Below are 24,408 nucleotides of genomic sequence, written 5' to 3' on the forward strand. Positions count from 1 at the left end.
GGTTCCATGATCGACAAGATCGTTCCGTCCCTTGAGGCGGCGGTGGCCGGCATTGGCGATGGCGCCACGGTGCTGGTGAGCGGCTTTGGCGGGTCAGGCATTCCGGGCGCGTTGCTCGATGCATTGCTGGCGCATGGCGCGCGCGACCTCACCATCGTCAACAACAATGCCGGCAATGGCGATACCGGCATTGCCGCGCTGATTCGGGCCGGCCGGGTGCGCAAGGTGATTTGCTCGCACCCGCGCTCGAATAACGCCGAAGCGTTTATCGAAGCCTATCGCGCGGGCAAGGTCGCGCTGGAGTGCGTGCCGCAGGGCACGCTCGTGGAACGCATGCGCGCCGCCGGCGCGGGGCTTGGACCGTTCTTCACGCCAACGGCTTACGGCACCGCGCTGGCCGAAGGCAAGGAAAGCCGCGTCATCGACGGCACGGGCTGCGTACTGGAACAACCGCTGCATGGGGATTTCGCGCTGGTGAAGGCGCATCGCGCGGATCGCTGGGGCAATCTGACCTATCGCTACGCCGGCCGCAATTTCGGGCCGGTGATGTGCACGGCGGCGCGCCATACCATCGTGCAGGTCGATGAGGTCGTGCCGCTGGGCGAGATGCCGCCGCAGCACGTGATGACGCCCGGCATCTTTGTCCAGGCCGTGGTGCTGGCCCGATCGGGAGAACAGCATGCCGCATGACGTATCGCGCCAGACCGGCGCATTGCCGCGCCTGAGCCGCGCACAAATGGCACGCATCGTTGCCCATGACATTCCGGACGGCAGTATCGTCAACCTCGGCATCGGCATGCCCACGCTGGTATCCGATCAGCTGCCCAGCGACCGCGAGATCGTGCTGCATAGCGAGAACGGCATCCTCGGCATGGGGGCGGTGATTCGCAGTGGCCAGACGGACCCGGACCTGATCAACGCCAGCAAGGAGTCGATCGGCCTGATACCGGGCGCATCGATTTCCGACCACGCGGTGTCGTTCACGATGATGCGCGGCGGCCATATCGATATCACGGTGCTCGGCGGCTTTCAGGTATCGGCGGGCGGCGATCTGGCCAACTGGTCCACCGGCGAGCCCGACGCGATTCCCGCCGTGGGCGGTGCGATGGACCTCGTCGTCGGGGCGGCGAAGCTGTTCGTGATGATGGAACACGTGACGCGCGATGGCCAACCCAAGATCGTCGAACGGTGCAGCTACCCACTGACGGGGCTTGGCGTGGTGGATCGCATCTACACGGACCTGGCGGTGATCGACGTGCTGCCCGGCAACCGGCTCCAGGTGACCGGTCTTGCCGATGGCGTGTCGTTCGAAGCGGTACAGGCGCTGTCGGCGGCGCCGTTGACACTGGCGGATGATTGCCGCGTATTGCGGCCGGTCGGCTGAGTTACGACAGCATCAAGGTCAAGGGGATATCGATGACAACAACGACGAATCGAAAGATCGAGGCCGCCCGGACGGCGTTGCGCGTGCTGCTGGCTGGCGTGACGCTGGCGACGGCGGCTACCTTGCCGCTCGTGGCAAACGCGGCCGATGCGTGGCCGTCCCGTCCGATCCAGTTGCTGATTCCATATCCGCCCGGAGGCAGCGCCGATCTGCTGGCCCGGCCGCTGGGGGCGAAGCTGCAGGAACGGCTGGGCCAACCCATCGTGCTCGACTATCGTCCGGGCGCCGGTGGCACCATCGCCTCCCAGACGCTGGCGCGCAGCAAGCCCGATGGCCATACGCTGATCATGGTGCTGGCGGCGCACGCGATCAATCCGAGTCTGTATCCGAAGCTGCCATACGACACGCGCAAGGACTTCGCGCCGGTTTCGCTGGTGGCCAATCTGCCGCTGATTCTGGCGGGAAGTCCGTCACTGAAGGCGCGCAACGTGACCGAACTGATTGCCGCCGCCAAGGCATCGCCGGGCACGATCACGTTTGGTTCGGCGGGCAACGGCAACACGGGACACCTGGCCGGCGAACTGTTCGATTCGATGGCTGGCGTCAAGATGACGCACGTGCCTTACAAGGGTAGTGCGCAGGTGGTCAACGCGATGCTGGCTGGCGATATCCAGCTCACGTTCGACAGTATCTCGACGTCGATGCCGCAGATCCGCTCCGGCCGCATGACGGCGCTGGCGGTGACCAGCGCCAAGCGCGCGGCAATGGCGCCCGACGTGCCGACGCTGGCCGAATCGGGCGTGCCCGGCTTCGACATCAACGGCTGGTACGCCATCCTGGCGCCGGCCGGCACGCCGCATGCCGTCGTCGACAGAATCAGCGGCGATATTGCCGCCGTGCTGGCCCAGCCCGAATTGCGCGCCAATCTCGCAGCGAATGGATACGAGCCGGTGGGATCGACGCCGGCTGCACTGGGCGCGCACATCGAATCGGAACTGACGCGCTGGAACAAGGTGGTGCGGGAGGCCGGGGTCAAGCTGGAATAGAACGAGCCGGGGAGATGTGGAACCACCCTCATGCGAGGTTGCGCATCTCAGTATCCATCCAGTCGCAGAACAGCCGGGCCACTCTCGTTTCCGACCGTCGCTGGTAGCGATATTCGCCGACCTCGACGTCTCCATATCCGGGCAGGACGACCAGCGCGCCGGCCTGTATTTCCCTGGTCGTCAATATCGGTGGCGCGAGCACCATGCCAAGCCCGGCAACGCATGCCTGAAGGGCCGCATCGTCCGTGTCGAACTCATGCGCGAACGAAAGGTTCGCCAGCCGGATGTCGAACGTCTCGCACCAGAGCTTCCAGTCGCGGTTGCCGGCGGCGCGCTTAAGGGCCGGCACACCGCTGATGTCGACTTTGCGGGTGTTTGCGCCTTTCGCCAGCAGGCGCGGTGAAACGACAGGGCGGCTCATGTCTCGGGCAAGAAGGCCCCATCCTTCGGCTGCCGCTTCTCCTGCCCGGAAATAACGAATGCTGACATCGGCGATCGGAACGGCGGGCAGATCCCGCGCCGAGCCGGTTTCCACCCGAACGCGGGCCTCTGGACAGAGGGCGCGAAAACGGTCCAGCGACGGAATCAGCCAACGCACCGCAAGCGACGTCGACGCCTGGACGGTGATTTCCGTCTCGTCGCGATAAAGCGCCTGGGCCGCGTGCTCGATGAGTCCGATGGCCGGCGCAACTTCCCGATAGAACCGCTGGCCTGCTTCGGTAAGGGAAACGGTGTTGTTTCCCCGGCGGAAAAAGCTCACCCCTAGCTCGTCTTCGAGTTTTTTCAACTGATGGCTCACCGCGCTGGACGTCACGTTGAGTTCAGCCCCGGCCGCCGTCAGGCTCCCGGTGCGGGCCACCACCACAAACACCCGCACGGCGTTGAGAGAAACGCGATGGTTTTTCTGCATGAATTTTTCTCAGCCACGTCTCAAATTCCTCGTTTGAGGAAGGGAGAAAAATATAGCACGATCGATGCCTGGAAAGCGTTGCATAAAGCCTTGTTATTCCGGGATGGCTTGAGCCCATGCCGGTGCCTCCGGGCAACGTAGCAACGCTTGCAGCAGTAGTTTTGTTCAACCTGGCATCGTCATGATCCGTCTCCCTCGCCGCTACCGCGACATGATCCTGCTTTCCGCGCCGATTACCGGTATTCAGTTCGCGCAGATCGCCTTGACGAGTACAGACCTCATGATGATGGGGCGGCTCGGCACGGAAGCGCTGGCGGCAGGCGGTCTTGCGATGCTGCTATACAACCAGTTCCGCACGATGTGCGTCGGTATGGTGACGGGACTCGGCAATCTGATTGCAGCGGCCATTGGCAGGAGCGAACGGCGCATGGAAATTGCGGTGATCGATGCCGCCGCCCAGGAAGAAATACGCGATCTCATTCACTCTGCGTTCCTTCTTTCCACGGCCGTCGCTTTCGTCTCCGGCGGCTTGCTTGTCGGACTGAGCTACTGCCTGGTGTTTCTCGGCCAGGATTCCGAAGTCGCCGCAATGGCCCGGCCGATCATGATTGCGCTTGCACCGGGACTCTTGCCGATGGTCTGGCTCAACGTCTTGCGCCAGTTCGCCGTTGGCATGCGCCGCCCCGGCTCGCTTTTCTGGGTCACCGTGGTTTCCGTTGCCGTCAACGCGCTGTTGAACGCCATCTTCATCTACGGATGGCTTGGCGCGCCCAGGCTTGGCCTGATGGGAATCGGCCTCTCCACGACGCTTGTTCAGATGTGGACCTTTCTTGTCTACCTTCGTGCGGTTCGACGCGAGGAGGAACTGAACGCATTTCTGTCGCCAACGCTCTGGAGGGGGCAACGGTCAAGCGTGCTCCAGATTGCCAGGATGGGGACGCCGATTTCACTGACCTACGGGCTTGAAGCGTCGATGACTTCGATGGCGTCCGTATTGATCGGTCATTTCGGCCCCGTTGTGCTGGCCGCATCCAATGTCGTGAATCAGCTTGTCAAGATTGTTTATCAACTCAACGTTGGCCTTTCTCACGGGTCTTCGATCATGGTCAGCGGGGCGATCGGGCAGCAAAAGCATGGTGAGATCGGCGCCATTGCACGAGGCGCCATGATCATCTGCCTGGTGCCGATGGCGGCGATAGGGGTGGCTTACCTGCTCTTGCCGCGTATTGTGCTGTGGCCGTTTCTCGGTTCCAACGCGGACCCGGTCATTGTCTCCGCCGCGACCACGCTGCTCTGGTTCGCGGTTGCCAATCAACTCTTCGCGGCTTCGCAGAATATCTGTATGGGCCTCTTGCGTGGCCTTGGAAACACGCATTCGGGATTGACCAATACCTTGGTCGGCTACTGGCTGATTGGTATCCCGGCGATTGTCTTTTTCGGTTACTGGCTCGGCTGGCAAGGCGAGGGCGTCTGGCTGGGCCTGTGCGTCGCTTTCGGCGCCACCAGCGCGCTGCTTTGGCGGCGATTCATGGCCGATCTGAAGCGGTTGCCGCAGCCATGACGATGGGTGCCTGGCCGGCCGACGCCGTGCCATCCATGCCTAGTGACAAGCCTCACTCTCTATGAGATTGCGCAGCATCATGAAACGTTGTTCGGTCGCCGCCCCGAATAGCGGGTCCGCGCTTTCGGGAACCGCCGCTTCGACGGCTTGCCAATCCCCGGGCGTCAGCAACTGGGTGGCGCGCGGCATGACGTATCGCTCCTCGGTGGAAAGGTGATTCCGATAGTAGACGAGGTACATGGCCGCGGCCGCTTCAAGCGCCGCGCGAGAACTGATCATGTCTCGCTCCGCCTCGTTAAGTCGGTCCAGCAATGTCTCGCCGACCGTGGCGATCACGCGATGCTCCTGCTGCAAACGGCTGACCACGATCTCCATGTCCGGATCTCGCTCGACGAGTCTTGCGTATGCAACGTCCTCTCGAGGATGGTGAACGCGATCACCAAAATGCCGCAGGTAATAGAGAATCGACTCCATCAGGCTGTAGTCGGGGCGCTCTCCCCGGTTGAACTGGACAACTTGATTCTCCAGAAGATCAAGCAGCCGGGCGAAATGGATATGGTCTTCATGCCACGTGGCAACTGGGCTGGCCATGATGGGCGTCTCCGTCGGTTTGATTTGGTTGCCTTCGAGGCTTCCTCAAATCAAAGCCCCGTGTGCGAACACTATTCTTCGGCCCACGTTTTTCTCTGATCTAGCTCAACGTTCTAAGTTGGAATTCGGAAATCTCCGATGGCGCCGACGTCGTAGATGGCTGTTGCTCCGCTTTCATCGTCACCGCCGCAAGGGCATTTCGGCGCCCTGGCGCGCCACTTCGAGAAAGGCGTGCAATATCGGCGAGCGATCGTCGCTGCGATACAGGCAACTCAGCTCGATGTCCTTGAGAATCCGCGAGGACAGCGGTTTGTACACGACGCCCGGCAGTCGCAGGTTCGACGCCGATTCCGTCGTGACGCAGAGCCCGAAGCCGCCGGCCACCAGTGCGATGGCGGTCACGACGTCTTCCACTTCCTGTTCGATCGTGAGGCGCACGTTTTCGGCGCGGAACGCCGACATGACCTCCTGCGCCAGCCCGGGGAGCGGAGCGTTCGGATACAGGATCATCGGCTCGCTGTCGAGGTCGCGTAGTGTCAGTTCCCGTTTCTTGCCGAGCCGGTGCTGCTCGGGCAACGCGACGATCATGCGCTCGCGCAGCACCGTTTCCACCATGAGACCAGGCTCGTTCGGTACCAGGCGGTTGAAGCCGACCGTAATGCGTTGCTCGCGCAGGGCATCGATCTGTTCGGCCTTTCCCATGTTGTGCAAGCCGATCCGTACCTCGGGCCGCTCCTTGTGAAAGCGGGCCAGTAGTACCGGAATCACATTGAGCAGGCCAGATCCGAAGATGCCGACATCCAGGGTGCCGATCAGCCCCTGGCCCGCGCGCTGGGCTTTCTCGCGGGCGCGCCGCGCCATGCCGAGCACGTTCGGTACCTCCTCCAGCAGTGCTTCGCCGGCTTCCGTCAGTTCAACGCCGCGTGCCGTGCGCACGAATAGCGGCGTGCCCAGTTCCTTCTCCAATGCGTGGATGTGGCGTGTCAGCGGCGGCTGCGCCATATGCAGGCGCGCTGCCGCGCGGCTCAGGTTGCGCTCCTCGGCCACCGCCAGGAAATAGCGCATCTGCTTCAGATCCATGAGGAATTCCGTGAGTGTTGTGCGGTCGTGCCAGACATACTACTTCGGTATGGCTGGAATGAAAAATAGTATTAGACCGTATGGCTCGGCGGGCGGATCATCACGTCCAAGCGAGAAGCATGTCTCGCAACGATTACCGACAGGAGACACGTCATGAGCACGAGCGTCATCGGTGCGCCGCCGGCCTGCCAGGGTCCAGACCGCAACCTTCGCAGCCCGCGCTTTCGCATGCCGGACGGGGCCATCGATTGCCATGCGCATATCTTTGGCCCGCAGGCGCAATTCCCGTTTTCCGATGAGCGCAGCTATACGCCGGAGGACTGCACGGTCGAGCAATATGTGGCGCTGCTTGACGCGCTTGGTATCGACCGATGCGTGATCGTGCACGGCGGCGCGCACGGCACCGACAACAGCGTCACGCTCGATGCGCTGGCGCGTCTTGGGCAGCGTGCCCGGGGCGTGGCGGTGATCCGTCCGGGCCTGGGCCAGGCCGCGTTGCAGGCGATGCACGACGGCGGCATGCGCGGCTGCCGAATTTCCACGGTGGTTCGCGGCGGCGCACGTTTCGAACACATGGAAGCGCTTGCACAGGAAACGCTGCCGCTTGGCTGGCACCTCGTCCTGCATCTTCATGAATCGAAAGAGCTGTGCGATCTGGCGCCGCGCCTGCTGGCGCTGCAAAACCCGTTCGTCGTCGACCACCTCGGTCATGTGCTCGGCAGTGAGGGCGTTGACTCGCCCGGCTTCCGCTCGCTCCTGCAATTGCTGGAGACCGGTCGCTGCTGGGTCAAGCTTGCGAGCCTGTATCGCTCGTCTTCGGAGCCATACCCGCATCGGGACATGCTGCCGATGATCCACGCAGTGGCCAACGCATTTCCCGAACGCCTGATCTGGGGCAGCAACTGGCCCCATCCAATCTATCGCGGGGCCATGCCGAATGATGCCGATCTCGTCGACCTGATTCCGCTATGGGTACCGGACGAGGCGCGCCAGAAACAGATGCTGGTGGATAACCCGGCCCGGCTCTATGGCTTCGGCGGGTAGCACCACACTTCCAAAATCAGACAGGAGACAACAGATGAAGACCAGCATGCACCGTTTTGGCGGGGCGCTGTGGGCGGCTGCCGCGTTGCTGCCGATCGCTGCCACCACCGCGTCAGCGCAGCCGTTCGACAAGCCGATTACCGTGGTCGTGCCGTTCCCGGCGGGCGGCACCACCGATATCGTGGCGCGTTCGATGGCGGCCGGCATGGGGCAGGTCCTCAAGCAGACCGTGATCGTCGACAACCGTGTTGGCGCGGGCGGCAACGTCGGCGCGGAGATCGTGGCGCGTGCCAAGCCCGATGGCTACACGCTGCTGCTGACCACGGCCGGCCCGCTGGCAATCAACCAGTATCTCTATCATCGTCTTGGCTACGATCCCGCCAAGGATTTCGCCCCGATCGGCCTCATTGCCACAGTGCCCATCATGCTCGTGGCCAATCCGTCGCAGCCGTTCAAGACGCTGCCGGAAATGATCGCCTACGCCAAGGCGCACCGTGGAAAGCTGTCCTACGGCTCGCAGGGCAATGGCACGACCAGTCATCTGACGATGGAACTGCTCAAGAGCCGCACCGGCATCGATCTCATGCATGTGCCGTATCGCGGCAGCTCACCGGCTGCCACCGACCTGATGGGCGGAAACGTCCAGGTGATGTTCGACAACTCGCCGGCAACACTGCCATTCGTGCAAAGCCAGCGCATGCGTGCGCTCGGCGTAGCCACGCCCGCGCGCGTGCCGGCGATCAAGGATGTGCCCGCCATTGCCGAGACCGTGAAGGGTTTCGAATCCACCGCCTGGTTTGCCATCGTCGCGCCGGCCGGCACGCCGCCAACCGTGATCGGCGCGCTCAACGATGCAATGAACAAGACGCTCGCCACGCCCGAAGTCAAGCAGAAGTTTGCCGCATCGGGGGTGGAGTCCGCCGGGGGCAATCCCGCGGCGCTTGCCACTTTCATCAAGAGCGAGAGCGCCAAGTGGGGGCAGGTCGTGAAGACCGCCGGCGTGCATCTCGATTGACCTAACCTGGGAGAAATTCGTGACGATCGACGCTTCCGTCCTGCGTGATCTGGCCCCACGCGGCCATGTGCGCGTGGCTATCAACTACGGCAATGCGGCGCTGGCGCTGCGTGATGCCACCACCGGCGAGCCGTCGGGCATCTCGATTGCGATGGCGCGCGCGCTGGGTGAACACCTTGGCGTGCCCGTGGAGCTTGTCGCCTATGACGCGGCGGGCAAGGTGACCGACGCGCTGGGCCAGGACGCATGGGATGTCGCATTCCTTGCGGTGGACCCGGTGCGCGCGGAGCGGCTGGCGTTTTCGCCGGCCTACGTCCAGATCGCGGCTTGTTACATGGTGCACGGTGACTCGCCGCTGCATCGGTCCGCCGACGTCGATGCGCCGGGTCGTACCGTCGCTGTCGGCAAGGGTGCCGCCTATGACCTGCATCTGACCCGCACGCTCAAGCACGCGACGATCGAGCGCCGGCCCACCGCGGCCGAGGCATTCGCGCTGTTCGAGAGCACGCCGCTCGATGCCGCTGGCGGCGTGCGCCGCGTGATCGAGCGCTATGCGGCCACGCGCCCGCATCTGCGCGTGATGGCCGACAACTTCCTGGCGATCGACCAGGCACTTTGCCTGCCGCGCGGACGCGATGCCGGCGCTGACTACCTGCACGTGTTCGTCGAGCAGATGAAGCGCAGCGGCTTTGTGGCCGACGAGCTAAGCAAGGCGGGAAAGCAGGATATTTCCGTCGCTCCGCCGGCTGCCTGAGCAGCCCAGACATGAAGGAAAAACATGCCATTCATTCAGATCACCCTGATCGAGGGGCGCGATGAAGCGCTCGTCAAGCAATGCATCAAGGAAGTTGCGCGCACGGTTCATACCACGCTCGGTGCGCCGCTGGAATCCATCCGCGTGATCGCGCACCAGGTTCCCGGCGCGCAATGGGCCGTCGGCGACCGTACCAAGGATGAAATCGACGCGGCACGCGCCGCCAGGGAGAACGCATGACGCCCGCACAGCAAGAGGCGGCCGCGCTGGCATTGCGCGAGGCTGCGCGCACCGGCGAGTGGCTGGCACCGCTGCGCGAGCAGTACGCGAGCCTGGATGCCGCTTCGGCCTATGCCATCCAGCGCCTCAACACGGATCAGCGCGTGGCGGCGGGTCACCGCATCGTGGGCCGCAAGATCGGCCTGACCGCGCGTGCCGTGCAGGCGCAGCTCGGTGTCGATCAGCCCGATTTCGGGACGTTGTTCGACGACATGGGCTATGGCGACGGAGAGCCGGTGCCGGTGTCGGCGTTGCAGCAACCCAAGATCGAAGCCGAGGTGGCATTCGTGCTCGGCCGTGATCTCGATATGGCACGCCCCGGCTTTGCCGATGTGCTGCGGGCGGTGGAATATGCGCTGCCCGCGCTGGAGATCGTCGGCAGCCGCATTGCGAACTGGAACATCAAGTTTGTCGATACGGTCGCGGACAACGCGTCGTCGGCGGCCTACGTGCTCGGCGCGACGCCGCGCACGCTGCGTGAATTCGATCCACGGCTGTGCGGCATGGTGACGATGCGCCGTGGCGAGCCGGTTTCCACGGGCGCCGGCGCGGCGTGCCTGGGACATCCGCTCAATGCCGTGGTCTGGCTGGCGCGCACGATGGCCCAGCTTGGCACCCCGCTGCGCGCCGGAGACCTGGTGCTGTCGGGCGCGTTGGGGCCGATGGTGCCGGTACAACCCGGCGACGTATTCGATGCCCATATCAATGGCCTTGGCAGTGTGAAGGCCGTACTCGAGACGGAGCGCGCGCAATGACGCAGACCTCGCATTCCATTTACGAGCGTGCCGTCATGCTCGACGGCGCAGCCGTGCGTGCCACGGCCGTGCCGCAGTTCGATATCGACAACACGCTGTCCGTGGCCGATGCCTATGCGATTCAGGCTGCTTCGATCGGCCTGCGCGTGGAACGCGGCGAGCGCCGCGTAGGCGTCAAGATGGGCTTCACCAGCCGGGCCAAGATGGTCCAGATGGGTTTGTCCGACGTGATCTGGGGGCGCCTGACCCACGCCATGCAGGTGGAGGAGGGCGGTACCGTCGACTTCGGCCGCTTCGTCCATCCGCGCGTCGAGCCGGAGATCGCCTTCCTGCTCAAGCGTCCGCTGTCGGGCGAGGTCACCGCGGCCGAGGCCCTTGCGGCCGTGGAGGCAGTGGCGCCAGCGCTTGAGATCATCGATTCGCGTTTCCAGAATTTCAAGTTCACGTTGCCCGAAGTGATCGCCGACAACGCATCGTCGAGCGGCTTCGTGGTCGGTGCCTGGCATGACCCGCATTGTGATTTCACCAACCTGGGCCTGATGCTGTCGATCGACGGACGCGCGGTGCAGGTGGGTTCCACCGCGGCGATTCTTGGCCATCCGCTGCGCGCGCTGGTTGCCGCCGCGCGCCTGTCGGGCGCGGCCGGCGAGCCGCTGGAAGCGGGTTCGGTGGTCATGGCCGGTGGTGCCACGCAGGCCGAATGGATCAAGCCGGGGCAGTACGTCTCGGTGGATATGGAGCGGCTCGGTCACGCGGGCTTCCACGTAGGTGGCAAGGAGAGGCAACAATGACTCGCAAGAGCAAGGCCGCGATCCTGGGATCGGGCAATATCGGCACGGACCTGATGTTCAAGATCATGCGTCATGGCCAGCATCTGGAAATGGGCGCGATGGTCGGCGTCGATCCGGCGTCGGACGGTCTGGCCCGTGCCAGCCGGCTGGGCGTGCCGGTTACGGCCGAGGGTATCGACGGGCTGATGCGCATGCAGGGGTTCGACGATATCGACGTGGTGTTCGACGCCACCTCTGCCGGCGCGCATCGCCATCACGATGAGGTGCTGCGCAAGCATGGCATTCAGGTGATCGACCTCACGCCGGCCGCCATCGGCCCCTATGTGATTCCGGCGATCAATCTCGAAGCCGAGAACGCGGCCAACATGAACATGGTGACGTGCGGCGGACAAGCGACGATCCCCATCGTTGCCGCGGTGTCGCGCGTGGCGCCGGTCCACTACGCCGAGATCGTCGCATCGATTTCGAGTAAATCGGCCGGCCCGGGCACGCGCGCCAATATCGACGAGTTCACCGAGACCACGCGCGCGGCGATCGAAAAACTTGGCGGCGCGCGACGTGGCAAGGCAATCATCGTGCTCAATCCCGCCGAGCCGCCGTTGATCATGCGCGACACGGTTTTCGTGTTGTCCGAGATGGCGGACCAGGGCAAGGTCGAGGCCAGCATTGCCGAGATGGTCGCCGCCGTGCAGGCCTATGTGCCGGGCTATCGCCTCAAGCAGCGCGTGCAGTTCGATGTGATTCCGCCCGAGGCGCCGCTGAATGTGCCGGGCGTGGGGCTGCGTCATGGCCTCAAGACGTCGGTGTTCCTGGAGGTCGAGGGCGCCGCCCACTATCTGCCGGCCTATGCCGGAAATCTCGACATCATGACGTCGGCGGCGCTCGCCTGCGGCGACATGATGGCCCGTCGCCGCATGGCGGCTGGCATTGCACGCGGCGCAAGGGAGAACGCATGATGCCCGACAAGAAACTGTATATCTCAGACGTGACGCTGCGCGACGGCAGTCATGCGATTCGTCATCAGTACAGCATCCCGCAGGTCAAGGCGATTGCAAAGGCGCTTGACGAGGCGGGTGTCGACAGCATCGAGGTGGCGCACGGCGACGGCCTTGAAGGATCGAGCTTCAACTACGGTTTTGGGGCGCATACGGACGTCGAGTGGATCGCGGCAGTCGCTGAATCGGTCACGAATGCGCGCATTGCCACGCTGCTGCTGCCGGGCATCGGAACGGTGCATGACCTGCGCAATGCCTACGATGCGGGGGCGCGGGTGGTGCGCGTGGCCACGCATTGCACCGAGGCGGACGTGTCGCGTCAGCATATCGAGTACGCGCGCCAGCTCGGCATGGATACGGTCGGCTTCCTGATGATGAGCCATATGACGACGCCCACGCAACTTGCCCGGCAGGCCAAGCTGATGGAGTCGTACGGTGCGACCTGCGTGTACGTGGTGGATTCGGGCGGGGCGCTGGGTATGCAGGACGTGCGCGATCGCTTTCGCGCCTTCAAGGAAGTGCTGCTGCCAGAAACCGAAACCGGCATGCATGCGCACCACAACCTGAGCCTGGGTGTGGCGAACTCAATCGTCGCGGTGGAGGAGGGCTGCGACCGCGTTGACGCGAGTCTGGCCGGCATGGGGGCGGGCGCGGGCAATGCGCCGCTGGAGGTGTTTATCGCCGCGATCACGCGCCTGGGCTGGAAGCACGGTACTGACCTGCTCAAGTTGATGAACGCCGCGGACGACATCGTGCGCCCGCTGCAGGACCGCCCGGTGCGCGTGGACCGCGAGACACTCGCGCTTGGCTATGCGGGCGTGTATTCGAGCTTTCTGCGCCATGCGGAAGCGGCGGCACGCAAGTACGGACTCAGTACCGTCGACATACTCGTCGAGCTTGGCGCCCGCAAGATGGTGGGCGGTCAGGAAGACATGATCGTTGACGTGGCGCTCGATATGCTGGACCGGCGCAAGGCCGCCTGATACCCGTAGCGAAGTGCCTGATACGGTTGCCTCTCCCGTAAATGGGAGGGGCGCCCGCCATCTCCGCACGCCTCCAGGTTTTCGGCCTCGCCGGCCGGCAAACCTCGTGGCAGTTTCCTCGGTTCTCCCCCCCCTCCACTCCACGGCGCCCGCCGTTCCTGTGTACATCCTTTGCGGATGGCGAGCTTAGTCGCTCGGTGCTGCGAAATCCAATGAGTTTTTGCAGCGCATACATGAAATTTTCTTATCGTTGGCCGATACAGAGGCAGAAAGTTTTCGTTCGCCATCGAAGTGAACGGATAGCCATCAAGCTGCACAATATCGCGGCAATTTTCTGCCGCCATTCACTAGCCATACCGCTCAAAAAAGCCGTCTGCATCGGCCAACGCAGGCCGGGTTATCCCGAATTCTTAAGGACCGATGCCAATAACTACGATTGCGACGTTCATATAAAGAACTGCTGTTCGATAAGCGAACCACGTATTCGCTTGCGAAGTTGAGCTGGATTCCTTTTTGTTATACGGAGACACATCGTGCAACCATCCCAAAGTCCACGGACGAGCGCCCCCGTCGACGTGCAGGACGTCATCAACGGCCACCGGTTTTCCGGCTTCCAATGGTTAGTCTTTGCCATCTGCTTCGTTATCGTGCTGCTCGATGGCTTTGATACCGCTGCTATCGGATTTATCGCCCCATCGCTGGTCGCCGAATGGGGGATCAGCCGCCCAGCACTCGCGCCGGTTCTTAGCGCCGCGCTCTTCGGGCTCGCAGCGGGTGCGCTCGTGGCGGGTCCGCTCTCGGATCGCGTGGGTCGCCGGCTCATGCTCATCATGTCGGTGGCCGTATTCGGCGCGGCGTGTCTTGCGTCTTCTTATGCAGGGACCATTGGCCAGTTGACGGCACTACGCTTCATCACCGGCCTTGGACTCGGCGCCGCCATGCCGAATGCCGTCACGTTGATGAGCGAGTTCTGTCCGGACAATCGTCGGGCCGCGATCGTCAATCTGATGTTCTGCGGCTTTCCACTCGGCGCTGCGTTTGGCGGATTCCTGGCAGCGTGGATGATCCCCAACTTCGGCTGGCGCAGCGTGCTGCAGCTTGGCGGCGTTGCGCCGCTGGCGCTGCTGGTGCTGCTGGTGCTGGTTCTGCCGGAATCGGTCCGATACATGGTGGCCAGGAAGCAGCCGGCGGAGAAGGTGCGGCGCGTGCTGGCACGCATCACCGGCCATCCGATCGAAGCCGCGGAATTCGTTGCGAGCGAGAAGGCCGGTGCCGCCGAGCACAACGGCCTGCGCCTGGTGCTTTCCCGGCGCTTCCTCGTCGGCTCCGTGATGCTCTGGCTTGCGTACTTCATGGGCCTGGTTATTTTCTATGCGTCGATCAACTGGATGCCGTTGCTGCTGAAGGAAGCCGGCCTGACGCCGAAATCGGCAACGCTCATCTCCGCACTCTTTCCGCTCGGTGGTATCGGCGCAGTCCTGTGCGGCGTGCTGATGGACAAGTTCAACGCGAACCGCGTGATTGCCATTTGCTATGCGCTGACGGCGGTGTCCGTCTACTGCATCGGACAAGCGGTAGGCAACGTGGGTTTGCTCGTTCTCGTCGTGTTCGTTGCGGGCGTGCTCATGAATACCGCGCAATCGTCGATGCCTGCCCTGGCTGCCGCCTTCTACCCGACCCAAGGTCGCGGAACCGGAGTGGCCTGGATGCTGGGCATCGGCCGGTTCGGCGGCATTGCCGGTTCGTTTTTGGTCGCGGAGCTTACGCGGCTTCAGGTCAGCTTCGGCGGCATCTTTGCGATCGTTGCCGCGGCGGGTCTGATTTCCTGCCTGGCACTCAGCATCAAGCAGGCCGCACACCCCAATTCCGCAACGTCACCGCTCAACGCGCAAGAGGCCATCGGCCACTGATGTCCCGTCTCGCCCGAACTCGACGCGGACCCGGCGGGGGAGAGGGCGGGCGATTCAACCATAAGAAATCCGAGCCATAGAAATAACCGGAGGAGAATACGTGAAGGTTCGAAAAATCATCGGAGGCCTTGCGCTGGCCGTGCCCGCCATCGCATCGGCGCAGTCGTCGTCGGTCACGCTTTACGGCGTCATCGACACGGGCATCGAGTACTTGAACCACGTTGGTCCTGCCAGCAATTCGGTCGTGAAGATGGCCAACCTTGCAGGCACCGTGCCGTCGCGCTGGGGTCTGCGCGGTACCGAGGACCTTGGTGGCGGCATGAAAGCGAACTTTGTCCTGGAATCGGGTTTCGCTCCCGACTCCGGCGTGACCAACCAGGGTGGCCGCCTGTTCGGGCGTCAGGCGTGGGTGGGCCTGAGCAGCGATTGGGGCTAGGTCAGCCTTGGCCGCCAGTACACCATGCTGTTCTGGGCGATGCTCGATTCGGACATCCTTGGCCCGAACGCGTACGGCTCCGGCTCCATCGACAACTACTTTCCCAACGCGCGCGCCGACAATTCCATCGCATACAAGGGCAAGTTCGGGGGCTTCACGATTGGCGCGACATACAGCTTTGGCCGGGACTCGGTCAATGCCGGTCCCAGCCCGTCGGGGACGAACTGCGCCGGAGAGAATCCCGCCGACAAGAGCGCGTGTCGGGAATGGTCGGCACTCCTTGCCTACGAGACGAACTGGTGGGGTGTCCATGTCGCCTACGACTCATTGCGCGGTGGCCCCGGTGCATTCGCGGGCCTGACCTCCAGTTCGCTGAAGGACGACCGGATGTCGACGGGCGGGTACGCAATCGTCGGTCATGCGAAGGTTGGTGCCGGCTGGGTGGCTCGCCGCAACGAAGCGCTCGTCGCGCCGCGCAGCAACCTGTTCTATGCCGGTGTGGCTTACGACATCACGCCAGCCTGGACGATCTCAGGTCAGGCCTACTACCTCGACTATCGCCACAGCGACAACAAGGCGTGGCTCGGTGCCGTGCGCGCCAGCTATGCGTTTTCGAAGCGGACGTCGGTCTATGTGACGGCGGGCTATATCGATAACGGTGGCACGCTCAATCTGTCCGTCGATAGTGCGTCGTCGGGTGCCAATCCAACCGCGGGCGGCAATCAGTTCGGCTCGATGGTCGGCATCAAGCACATCTTCTGATTGGCGTTGGCTAGCGGAATCCGAACAGGCCGTGCCAGAAGGTCTCGAACGCGCTGACGGGCGCTTCGGTGCGCGGTGCGCCTGCATCGGCGGGCGCGCTGGCCTCGGCCTTGCTGGACGATTTGCGCGACTCATGCAGCGCCCAGACGCTGTCGGCAATTCGTCCGGCGAGGTCTGCTTCGCAGTCCCTGCCCAGCAGCACGCCGAATAGGACGTCGCGGCCATGTCCATCGTCGGCAAAGCGCATGGCGATGGCGACCATTTTCTCGTAGTGCTCCTGCGCGACGCGCCGGGCCTCCTCCTGTGCCTGGCGCTCCAGCGCTTCCTCGGCCGCGTGCTCGGCTTCCCGGCGGCGCATTTCGCTTTCGAAAACGTCGTCGTAGACCTGGCGCTGGTCGGCGTCGGACAGGATCGAATAGGCATCGCGAATCTGCTGGAAGGCCGCATGGGCCTCGGTTTCACGACCGGGGTTGCGGTCCGGATGCCACTTCATGGCCGCGCGGCGATAAGCGAGCTTGATCTCGTCCAGGGTGGCATCGGACTGTACGCCGAGCGTCGCGTAGAGCGTGGTCATGGGTGGGTAGGGCGGCGCATGGAAATGGAGGCGTTCATGCTAGCACGGCGATATGTCCCTTATGGACGCGGAAGCGAGGGTGACGCGGTTTAGCGTATCTGGTTGTATCCTGCGATGCGCGGCCCGAATGCCGCCCCCGTTACTTATCCGATCAGAAAGGGAGACGCTCCATGAAATCGAAGCTCGCGGTTGCCGGTATGTTGGTGGCATGCCACGCCTTTGCGTTGTCACCGGAGCCGCCTGCCAGCTATCCCAAGCCGCCCGCATCGGCAACCATGAAACATGTCCTGGAAGCGCGTGAACTCCGGGTGTGCACGCCGGGCGACTACAAGCCTTTCAGCTTCATGAAGAGTCCCGACGTGTTCGAGGGGATTGACGTCGATCTCATGGCATCGTTGGCAAGGTCGCTGAATGTCGACGTCAAGATGGTGAAGACCACCTGGGCCACGCTAATGGCGGATTTTGGCGCCGGTAAATGCGATATCGCGGCCGGCGGTATCTCGGTCACGCTGGCGCGGCAGCAGCTCGCGTATTTCAGTACGCCATACATGGTCAACGGCAAAACACCAATCACGCGCTGCGAAAACGTGGCCAGGTTCCAGACCATCGAGGCCATCGACCAGCCCGGCGTACGTGTGATTGCCAATCCTGGCGGCAGTAACGAAACGTTTGCCAGAACGCGACTGTCCCATGCCCGGCTGACCATCCATAAGGACAATCTCGGAATCTTCGATGAAATCATCGCGGGTCGCGCCGATGTGTTCGTAACGGAAGCCGCCGAGGCCATCGTCCAAAGCAAGGCAAAGCCCGAGCTGTGCGCGGTAAATCCCGACAAGCCGCTGCAGTATGCGGAAATGGCCTACCTGCTGCCCAGCGGCGACGAAGTGTTCAAGCGCTACGTCGACCAATGGCTGCACCTCACCCAGGCCAATGGCGAACTGGGCGCGGTTCGGGAGAAGTGGCTGGGCAAGTAAGCGGATCGCCGGCCCCGCAACGAGGGCCGGCGAAGCCTCGCATTCGCTGTAGGCGTTACGCCAGCGCGTAATCGCTCCGACTCCATCCTTGATGTCTCTTTCCTGGCCTGACCGGCCATGCCGCCCTCGTACAACTATATGGTGGACAACAGCAACGATATAAAATACTATGTCCACAATATTAGAGAAGTTCACAAAAGAGGAGACACGATGTTGCGCCTGATGAAGTACGCGCTGTGGGTGGTTGCCCTTTTTACGGTCAGCACTGCGCAAGCGGCCTATCCTGACCGCCCGATCGTTCTGGTTGTACCGTTCGCGGCCGGCGGACCCGCCGATGTGATGGCTCGAACGCTTGCCAAGTCGATGGGCACACGAATCGGACAGACGATCGTGGTGGAAAACCGACCCGGCGCGGGTGGGCTTGTAGGCATCTCGGTGGTCGCACGCGCCACCGCCGACGGCTATACGCTCGGCATGGCCGGTACAGGCGCAATGGTCTACGCACCGTTCATCTCGCCGAAGATGCCATTCGACCCGCTCAAGGACGTTACCTACCTGAGCACGATGGTCTCCACGCCGAACCTGGTCGTTGTCAACGCCGCTTCTCCATTCAAATCGGTCGCCGATCTGCTGGCCGCGGCCAAGCGCGAACCGGACAAGTTCACTGTCGCGTCCGCGGGCGTGGGCAGCAGCACCCATGTGGTTGGCGCATTGTTCCAGCGCGAGGGCGGCATTCGTCTGCGCCACGTGCCATACAAAGGCGGCGCGCCCGCCGTGCAGGATCTGATGGGCGGACAGGTGGACATGTTCATTGCCGAGGTACCGGCCGTGGCGCACCTGATCAAGTCCGGCAAATTGCGTGGTCTGATGGTGACCGATACCAAGCGGCTTGCGGCGCTGCCTGACGTGCCGACGGCCGCCGAAGCCGGCTTGCCGAAGGTTCTGGCCGCAGGCGCATACGGCATCGTCGCGCCGCGTGGCTTGCCCGATGACGTGGCCCGCAAGATCGTCGACGCCGTCACCGGCGCATTGCGTACCCCCGAGGTGGTGGAGAAATTCGCCGAACAGGGCGGCATCGCACAGGCCAGCACACCCGATGCGTATCGCGCGCTGATCAAGTCCGAGCAGGGGCGTTGGGGGCCGATCATCAAGGCCGCGGGCATCACGGCGGAGTAACAGGTTTTGCAGAGGAATCAGAACATGAGCATCAAGACGCGAATCACCGAATTGCTCGGGATCCGTTACCCCATCATCCAGGCAGGCATGAGCTGGGCTTCGTCCAGTTCGCTGCTGGTGGGGGCGGTATCGAAGGCCGGGGGCCTGGGGGTGATTGCGGCTGGCCCGATGCGGCCCGACGATCTGCGCCGCGCGATCCGGGAAGTTCGAGAAATCACCGATGCACCGTTCGCGGTCAACGTGGCGCTGTACAACAAGCGATCCGCCGAGCATCTGCAAGTCGTGCTCGACGAAGCGGTGCCGATCCTGATCGCATCGCAGGGTAGTCCGCGCGAACATATTGGCCGCTTTCAGGCCGCAGGGGTCAAGTGGCTGCATGTGGTGGCGCATCCCGACCATGCGCGCAAGGCGGCGGCGGCTGGCGTGGACGGCCTGGTCGTGGTCGGTGGCGAGGCAGGCGGACATCCGCCGCCCAGCGGCACCAGCACGCTGGTACTGGTGCGCCTGATTGCGCGTGCCGTCGACCTGCCGATCATCGCCGGTGGCGGGGTGGCCGATGGCGCGGGCGTGGCGGCCATGCTGTGCCTGGGCGCCGATGCCGTGCAGATGGGCACACGCTTCCTGCTGACGCCGGAGGCATCGCTGCATGACGCATATAAGAACAAGGTGTTGGCGGCAGGCGTGGGCGATACCACCCTCGTGGGCTGGCGTGGCCTGCCGATTCGCGCGGTACGCAACGCGTTCACCGACGAATACGAGGCCGCGGAAAGGGCAGGCGAGTCGCGCGAGGCGCTGGAGGCGCTGTTCGGCAGCCGATCGCTGAAGATGGCGGCGCTCGATGGCGATGTCGACCACGGCAAGGTCGAGGCGGGGCAAAGCGCCGCGCTGATCGATGCACTGGAGCCAGCGGCGGCACTGGTCGAGCGCATTGCGGCAGAGACGCGTGAGGCGATGATGCGCATGGCAAATCAATGGAAGTAGAGAGGTAGGGGACATGGACGAACTGCAAATTGACGACGTTGGCCAGGTGCGCGTGCTGCGCATGAACCGCCCGGAAAAGCGCAACGCGCTGAACAATGCCCTGACACGTGGCCTCGTCGAGGCGCTCGCCGCGGCCGAGGCCGACGATGCGGTGCATGTGGTCGTGCTCACCGGCAATGGCTCCGCGTTCTGCGCCGGCGCTGACATCACCGAGTTCAAGGACCTGACCCCTGACCAGATGTCGCGCGTGGAAGAGCGGGCCGAGCTGACGATGCAACTGCATCTGAGCGTTTCCCGCATGAGCAAGCCCGTGATTGCCGCCATCAATGGATTTGCAATGGGCGGCGGCGCGGGTCTGGCCATCGCATGCGATCTGGCGCTCGCCGCGCGCTCGGCGCGTATCGGCTACCCGGAGGTGAAGCACGGCATCGTCGCCGCCATCGTGCTACCGAACCTGACGCGGCAGATTGGCCGCAAGGCGGCGTTCCACATGGTGGCCACCGGGGAATCGATCGATGCCGAGCGCGCGGTCGAACTGGGCATGGTCAACGCCGTGCACGACGACCACCTGCTGATGGACGCAACCATGACGCTGGCCAGCCAGCTGGCAGGCGTGAGCCGCGCCGCGATGGCCACGACCAAGCAGACCTTCCACGAGGTGGTTGACCTGCCATTGGCGCGCGGACTGGAAGTCGGGCGCGAAGCCAACAAGCGCATGCGCAGCTTCGTGCGCACGGAGCGGTAGCCGGCCATGAGCAAGCCACTCGAACACATCACGATTCTCGATCTGTCGCGGGTGCTCGCGTGCCCGTTCGCATCGATGATCCTTGCGGAACTCGGTGCCAAGGTAATCAAGGTCGAGCAGCCCGGCGCCGGTGACGAGACACGCAGCTTCGAGCCGCGCGTGGAGACGGAAGCCGGCAGCGAGAGCGCCTATTACATGGCGTTCAACCGCAGCAAGCAATCCATCACGGTCAATTTGCGCAGCGAAGCCGGACAGCAGATCGTGCGGGACCTGGCCGCCGACGTCGACGTGGTGATCGAGAACTTTCCGGTGGGTACGCTCAAGCGCTATGGGCTTGGTCCGGACACGCTGCGGGAGATCAATCCGAAACTGGTCTATCTATCGTGCACCGGCTTTGGCCAGACCGGCCCCTACGCGCCGCGCAAGGGGTACGACACGGTGTTCCAGGCGATGGGCGGGATCATGAGCCTGACCGGCGAGCGCGATGGCGGGCCGGTCAAGCCGGGTTTGCCGGTGGCGGACCTGACGTCGGGACTCTGGGCGGCCATCGCGGTGCTCTCCGCGCTGCAGGGGCGTAGCGCATCGGGGCAGGGTTGCCACATCGACCTGTCGATGTTCGACGCACAGGTAAGTCTGCTCACACTGGCCGCTGCGCGCTGGTTCACGTTGCACGAAGTGCCGCCGCGCATGGGCACCGAGCATCCGGGGCGCGTGCCATCGGCGAGCTTTCAGGCCGCATGTGGCCGCTGGCTCCATATCACCGCAAGCGATCAGCACTGGGCGCCGCTGTGCAAGGTTCTGAAACTGGAAGCCTGGGGCGCGGACCCGGAGCTGCAAAGCAACGCGGGGCGCGTGCGGCGGCGTGACGAAGTCATGCGGCAATTGACCGATGCCATCGCCGCATACGACCGCGACGCGCTGTGCGACGCACTGGATGCTGCCGGTGTGCCAGCCGGACCGATCAAGTCGGTGGACGAAGTGCTGTCCGACCCCCACGTGCAGGCGCGCGGCATGGTGGCGCATTTCGATCATCCGGTCATCGGCCAGTTTCCGGCGCTGCCGGTGCCGCTGCGCTTCGATGGCTGGGACGACCCCGAGGTGGGCAGACCGCCGCTGCTTGGCGAACATACGGCCGACGTGCTGCGCGAGCGCTTGGGCATCGACGCATCGAAATTGCAGGCACTGCGCGAAGCCAAGGCCATCTGAGCGCCGTCGCGTACCAGCAGGAGCCATCGAGAAAATCATGACGGAATCGAACGAAGCAATCGAGCCGGGCGCACAGCCCGCGGTACTGTATGCCGTGAAAGACGGCGTTGCCACCATTACGCTGAATCGTCCGGAGAGCCGGAATGCGCTGAACCTGGCCATGTGCGAGGGTTTGCAGGCCGCCGCGAGTGCGGCCGAGGCCGATGCCGAAGTACGTGTCGTGGTCGTGCGGGCCGCCGGTTCGGTGTTTTGCGCCGGGGCGGATCTCAAGGAACGAAAGACGATGGATGAAGCGCAGGTGCTGGCTCGCCGCATGCGTGGATTCTTCGCCTACGAGGCACTGGAACGCTTGCCGATGCCGGTCATCGCAGTCGTGGAAGGTGCCGCAGCCGGTTCCGGTGTGGAAATCACGGCGGCCTGCGACTTTGCCGTTGCCACGCCGGATGCCAGCTTCTGGACGCCGGAAGCGCTGTGGGGCACCGTCGGCGCCACGCAACGCCTGGCGCGCATCGTCGGCAAGCGGTTGGCCAAGGACATGATGTTTACCGGTCGCCGCCTGACAGCGGCCGAAGCGCTCGATGTCGGCCTCGTTACCCGCGTCGTCGCGGCGGACAAGGTGGAGTCCGAGGTGGCGGACATGGCGGCGAACATTGCCAAGGCGCCGCCGCTGGGCATGCGCCTGGCCAAGCGTTGCATCGACCGTGGCATCGAACTCGGCCCGCGTGGTGCGCTGGCCGAGGAATTGCTCGCCATTGAAGAGAATCTGGCTCGCTCCGACTGGCGTGCGGGCATCGGTACGTTTGGAGGCAACAAATGACGTGGGAACCTCGCACATTGGCCGCCGTGCTGGCGCAGCAGGCCGCTCAACGTGGTGCGCGGCGCGCGCTGGTCACCCCCGATGGCGACACCGCGTGGCATGAGCTGGAGGCGCAGGCGCGTCGCGTTGCCAAGGCGTTGCTGGCGCGCGGCGTACGGCGCGGCGATTTCGTGGGCCTGCTGTGCGGCAACGATGCGAACTGGGTGGCGAGCTTTTACGGCGCGGCACTGATCGGTGCCGTGACCGTTCCCGTCAATACGCGGTTCAAGGCCGCGGAGATCGAGTATTGCCTGCGTCAGTCCGACGTGCGGCTGCTGATCCTGAACGACCGGTTCCTGAAGATCGATTTCATGGCCTTCCTGCGCGAGGCGGAACCTGCCGTCGATCAAGCGCTGCCGGGACAGGCGCTGCCATTGCTGCAAGACGTGGTCGTGCTTGGCGACGATGTGCCGCGCGCGGGTCTCGCATGGCAGGCGTTCCTTGCCTCGGGCGATGCGCTGTCCGACGAAGCGCTAGTCGATGCCATGCGTGCGGTGACGCCCGACGACCTCCTGCTGATCCAGTTCACGTCCGGCACGACGGCGCATCCGAAGGGCGTGATGCTCACGCACGACAACATGTTGCGCAATGCGTCGGCCGTTGGCCAGCGGCTTGGGATCGAGCCTTCGGATTGCTATTTCAATTGCCGGCCGTTCTTTCATGTGGCGGGGTCCACGCTCTCGCTGCTTTGCGCGCTGTGCGCGGGCGCGAGCATCGCCACGTTGCCCACGTTCGAAGCCGGTGCCGCGCTGGCGATGCTGGAGCGCGAGCGCTGCACTTTCATCTCGGGCAACGAGACGCTGTTCCAGATGCTGATCTCGCATGCGTCGTTCGATCGCACGAAACTGCACCTTCGCGGCGGATGGGCCGCGGCGGGACCCGACACCATGCAGCGCATCATCGATGAAATGGGTATTGAACGTATCTGCTGGGCGTATGGCCTGTCGGAAGCCTCGCCGAACGTCGCCATCAATGACTGGCGCGACGATGCGGCGTTGCGCGTGGGTGGCTTTGCACGCCCGCACGATGGGGTCGCGGTGCGCGTCGTCGATGAGGCAACGGGCGCCGTGTGCGCCGATGGCACGGTCGGCGAGATTCAGGTGAAGGGCTGGGGCGTGATGCGGGGCTACTACAAGCAGACCGAGGCAAACGCCAAGGCATTCACGGCGGACGGCTGGCTGCGCACCGGCGATCTCGGCGTATTGCGCGAGGACGGGTATCTGCGGCTGGTGGGCCGGCTGAAGGATGTGTTCCGCGTCGGGGGCGAGAACGTGGCGCCGGCGGAGGTGGAGCAGGTACTGCTGTCCCATCCCGCCGTCGCTTCGGCCCAGGTGGTCGGCGTGCCCGACGCGCGCCTGGGCGAAGTGCCGGCCGCGTTTGTCACGCTGAAGCCGGGCATGGCACTGGATGCCGAGGCGCTGCTGGCTTGGGCCAAGCCGCGCATGGCGAACTTCCGCGCGCCGCGCTACGCCGATATCGTGACCGACTTCGAACGCATTGGCATGACGGCAAGTGGCAAGGTGCAGAAGAACAAGCTGCGCGAGCACGCCATCGCGCTGTTTCACCTGGCAAGCCAATGAACACCCAGACGGATACGCCC

Annotated in this window: 24 protein-coding genes and 1 pseudogene; 21 read left to right on the forward strand and 4 right to left on the reverse strand. The window is 64.0% G+C overall.

Annotated elements, in window-relative coordinates; genetic code table 11:
- Window positions 1-6 precede the first annotated feature (6 nt).
- The 3 genes from AC3FLX_RS06280 to AC3FLX_RS06290 are packed head-to-tail and all read left to right on the forward strand — an operon-like array spanning window position 7 to window position 2,430.
- Complete coding sequence (locus AC3FLX_RS06280; RefSeq protein ID WP_488694862.1) at window positions 7-690, forward strand: 3-oxoacid CoA-transferase subunit A; 684 nt, start codon at window positions 7-9, stop codon at window positions 688-690.
- Window positions 680-1,384 (forward strand): 3-oxoacid CoA-transferase subunit B, encoded by a 705-nt coding sequence (locus tag AC3FLX_RS06285; RefSeq protein WP_488694864.1) that lies wholly within the window; start codon window positions 680-682, stop codon window positions 1,382-1,384. The genes AC3FLX_RS06280 and AC3FLX_RS06285 overlap by 11 nt, the downstream gene beginning before the upstream one ends.
- Window positions 1,385-1,416: 32 nt before the next feature.
- Window positions 1,417-2,430 (forward strand): Bug family tripartite tricarboxylate transporter substrate binding protein, encoded by a 1,014-nt coding sequence (locus AC3FLX_RS06290; RefSeq protein ID WP_488694866.1) that lies wholly within the window; start codon window positions 1,417-1,419, stop codon window positions 2,428-2,430.
- Between the two features lie 28 nt (window positions 2,431-2,458).
- Here the strand turns inward: AC3FLX_RS06290 and AC3FLX_RS06295 are convergent, their stop codons facing one another.
- Complete coding sequence (locus tag AC3FLX_RS06295; RefSeq protein WP_488694868.1) at window positions 2,459-3,340, reverse strand: LysR family transcriptional regulator; 882 nt, start codon at window positions 3,338-3,340, stop codon at window positions 2,459-2,461.
- A gap of 181 nt (window positions 3,341-3,521) precedes the next feature.
- Here AC3FLX_RS06295 and AC3FLX_RS06300 point away from each other — a divergent pair, with 181 nt between their 5' ends.
- Window positions 3,522-4,901 carry an MATE family efflux transporter gene (locus AC3FLX_RS06300; RefSeq protein ID WP_488694869.1) on the forward strand — a complete coding sequence of 460 codons (1,380 nt, stop codon included), beginning with the start codon at window positions 3,522-3,524 and terminating at the stop codon, window positions 4,899-4,901.
- A gap of 39 nt (window positions 4,902-4,940) precedes the next feature.
- Here AC3FLX_RS06300 and AC3FLX_RS06305 read toward each other — a convergent pair whose 3' ends face one another.
- Window positions 4,941-5,492, reverse strand: a complete 552-nt coding sequence (locus tag AC3FLX_RS06305) for a hemerythrin domain-containing protein (RefSeq protein WP_488694871.1) — start codon at window positions 5,490-5,492, stop codon at window positions 4,941-4,943.
- 180 nt (window positions 5,493-5,672) lie between these two features.
- On the reverse strand, window positions 5,673-6,572 hold the full coding sequence (locus AC3FLX_RS06310; protein WP_488694873.1) for a LysR family transcriptional regulator: 900 nt from the start codon (window positions 6,570-6,572) through the stop codon (window positions 5,673-5,675).
- Between the two features lie 153 nt (window positions 6,573-6,725).
- Here AC3FLX_RS06310 and AC3FLX_RS06315 point away from each other — a divergent pair, with 153 nt between their 5' ends.
- The 10 genes and pseudogenes from AC3FLX_RS06315 to AC3FLX_RS06360 all read left to right on the forward strand — a co-directional run bounded on the left by AC3FLX_RS06315 (window position 6,726) and on the right by AC3FLX_RS06360 (window position 16,296).
- Window positions 6,726-7,616 carry an amidohydrolase family protein gene (locus AC3FLX_RS06315; protein WP_488694875.1) on the forward strand — a complete coding sequence of 297 codons (891 nt, stop codon included), beginning with the start codon at window positions 6,726-6,728 and terminating at the stop codon, window positions 7,614-7,616.
- A 34-nt stretch (window positions 7,617-7,650) separates the two neighbouring features.
- The gene (locus AC3FLX_RS06320) at window positions 7,651-8,631 is read left to right on the forward strand and encodes a Bug family tripartite tricarboxylate transporter substrate binding protein (RefSeq protein WP_488694877.1); all 981 of its coding nucleotides are present in this window, start codon (window positions 7,651-7,653) and stop codon (window positions 8,629-8,631) included.
- Between the two features lie 19 nt (window positions 8,632-8,650).
- Entirely contained in the window at window positions 8,651-9,385 is a 735-nt protein-coding gene (locus AC3FLX_RS06325) for a transporter substrate-binding domain-containing protein (RefSeq protein ID WP_488694879.1), read from the forward strand.
- 24 nt (window positions 9,386-9,409) lie between these two features.
- The gene (locus tag AC3FLX_RS06330) at window positions 9,410-9,625 is read left to right on the forward strand and encodes a tautomerase family protein (protein ID WP_488694881.1); all 216 of its coding nucleotides are present in this window, start codon (window positions 9,410-9,412) and stop codon (window positions 9,623-9,625) included.
- The gene (mhpD, locus tag AC3FLX_RS06335) at window positions 9,622-10,419 is read left to right on the forward strand and encodes a 2-keto-4-pentenoate hydratase (protein WP_488694882.1); all 798 of its coding nucleotides are present in this window, start codon (window positions 9,622-9,624) and stop codon (window positions 10,417-10,419) included. Before AC3FLX_RS06330 ends, mhpD begins: the two co-directional genes overlap by 4 nt.
- On the forward strand, window positions 10,416-11,210 hold the full coding sequence (locus tag AC3FLX_RS06340) for a 2-keto-4-pentenoate hydratase (RefSeq protein WP_488694884.1): 795 nt from the start codon (window positions 10,416-10,418) through the stop codon (window positions 11,208-11,210). The genes mhpD and AC3FLX_RS06340 overlap by 4 nt, the downstream gene beginning before the upstream one ends.
- Window positions 11,207-12,166 carry an acetaldehyde dehydrogenase (acetylating) gene (locus AC3FLX_RS06345; protein ID WP_488694886.1) on the forward strand — a complete coding sequence of 320 codons (960 nt, stop codon included), beginning with the start codon at window positions 11,207-11,209 and terminating at the stop codon, window positions 12,164-12,166. The genes AC3FLX_RS06340 and AC3FLX_RS06345 overlap by 4 nt, the downstream gene beginning before the upstream one ends.
- Complete coding sequence (gene dmpG, locus AC3FLX_RS06350) at window positions 12,163-13,188, forward strand: 4-hydroxy-2-oxovalerate aldolase (protein ID WP_488694888.1); 1,026 nt, start codon at window positions 12,163-12,165, stop codon at window positions 13,186-13,188. The genes AC3FLX_RS06345 and dmpG overlap by 4 nt, the downstream gene beginning before the upstream one ends.
- Before the next feature lie 533 nt (window positions 13,189-13,721).
- Window positions 13,722-15,098 (forward strand): MFS transporter, encoded by a 1,377-nt coding sequence (locus AC3FLX_RS06355; protein ID WP_488694889.1) that lies wholly within the window; start codon window positions 13,722-13,724, stop codon window positions 15,096-15,098.
- A gap of 100 nt (window positions 15,099-15,198) precedes the next feature.
- Window positions 15,199-16,296: pseudogene (locus tag AC3FLX_RS06360) on the forward strand (porin).
- A 10-nt stretch (window positions 16,297-16,306) separates the two neighbouring features.
- Here the strand turns inward: AC3FLX_RS06360 and AC3FLX_RS06365 are convergent.
- Window positions 16,307-16,870 carry a J domain-containing protein gene (locus tag AC3FLX_RS06365; protein WP_488694890.1) on the reverse strand — a complete coding sequence of 188 codons (564 nt, stop codon included), beginning with the start codon at window positions 16,868-16,870 and terminating at the stop codon, window positions 16,307-16,309.
- A 170-nt stretch (window positions 16,871-17,040) separates the two neighbouring features.
- Between AC3FLX_RS06365 and AC3FLX_RS06370 the strand changes: the two genes are divergently transcribed.
- From AC3FLX_RS06370 to AC3FLX_RS06400, 7 genes are all read left to right on the forward strand, one after another.
- Window positions 17,041-17,844, forward strand: coding sequence for a transporter substrate-binding domain-containing protein (locus tag AC3FLX_RS06370; RefSeq protein ID WP_488694891.1), 804 nt, complete (start codon window positions 17,041-17,043; stop codon window positions 17,842-17,844).
- A 210-nt stretch (window positions 17,845-18,054) separates the two neighbouring features.
- Window positions 18,055-19,020 (forward strand): Bug family tripartite tricarboxylate transporter substrate binding protein, encoded by a 966-nt coding sequence (locus AC3FLX_RS06375; protein WP_488694892.1) that lies wholly within the window; start codon window positions 18,055-18,057, stop codon window positions 19,018-19,020.
- Window positions 19,021-19,044: 24 nt separating this feature from the next.
- A complete protein-coding gene (locus AC3FLX_RS06380; RefSeq protein WP_488694893.1) occupies window positions 19,045-20,001 on the forward strand; it encodes an NAD(P)H-dependent flavin oxidoreductase in 957 nt (318 codons plus the stop codon).
- 13 nt (window positions 20,002-20,014) lie between these two features.
- On the forward strand, window positions 20,015-20,746 hold the full coding sequence (locus AC3FLX_RS06385; RefSeq protein ID WP_488694894.1) for an enoyl-CoA hydratase/isomerase family protein: 732 nt from the start codon (window positions 20,015-20,017) through the stop codon (window positions 20,744-20,746).
- Window positions 20,747-20,752: 6 nt separating this feature from the next.
- Complete coding sequence (locus AC3FLX_RS06390) at window positions 20,753-21,952, forward strand: CaiB/BaiF CoA transferase family protein (protein WP_488694896.1); 1,200 nt, start codon at window positions 20,753-20,755, stop codon at window positions 21,950-21,952.
- A 37-nt stretch (window positions 21,953-21,989) separates the two neighbouring features.
- Entirely contained in the window at window positions 21,990-22,769 is a 780-nt protein-coding gene (locus AC3FLX_RS06395) for an enoyl-CoA hydratase/isomerase family protein (protein WP_488694898.1), read from the forward strand.
- Complete coding sequence (locus tag AC3FLX_RS06400) at window positions 22,766-24,388, forward strand: AMP-binding protein (protein WP_488694899.1); 1,623 nt, start codon at window positions 22,766-22,768, stop codon at window positions 24,386-24,388. The genes AC3FLX_RS06395 and AC3FLX_RS06400 overlap by 4 nt, the downstream gene beginning before the upstream one ends.
- Window positions 24,389-24,408: the final 20 nt, after the last annotated feature.

This window comes from Cupriavidus sp. 291-E7 (assembly GCF_057798835.1).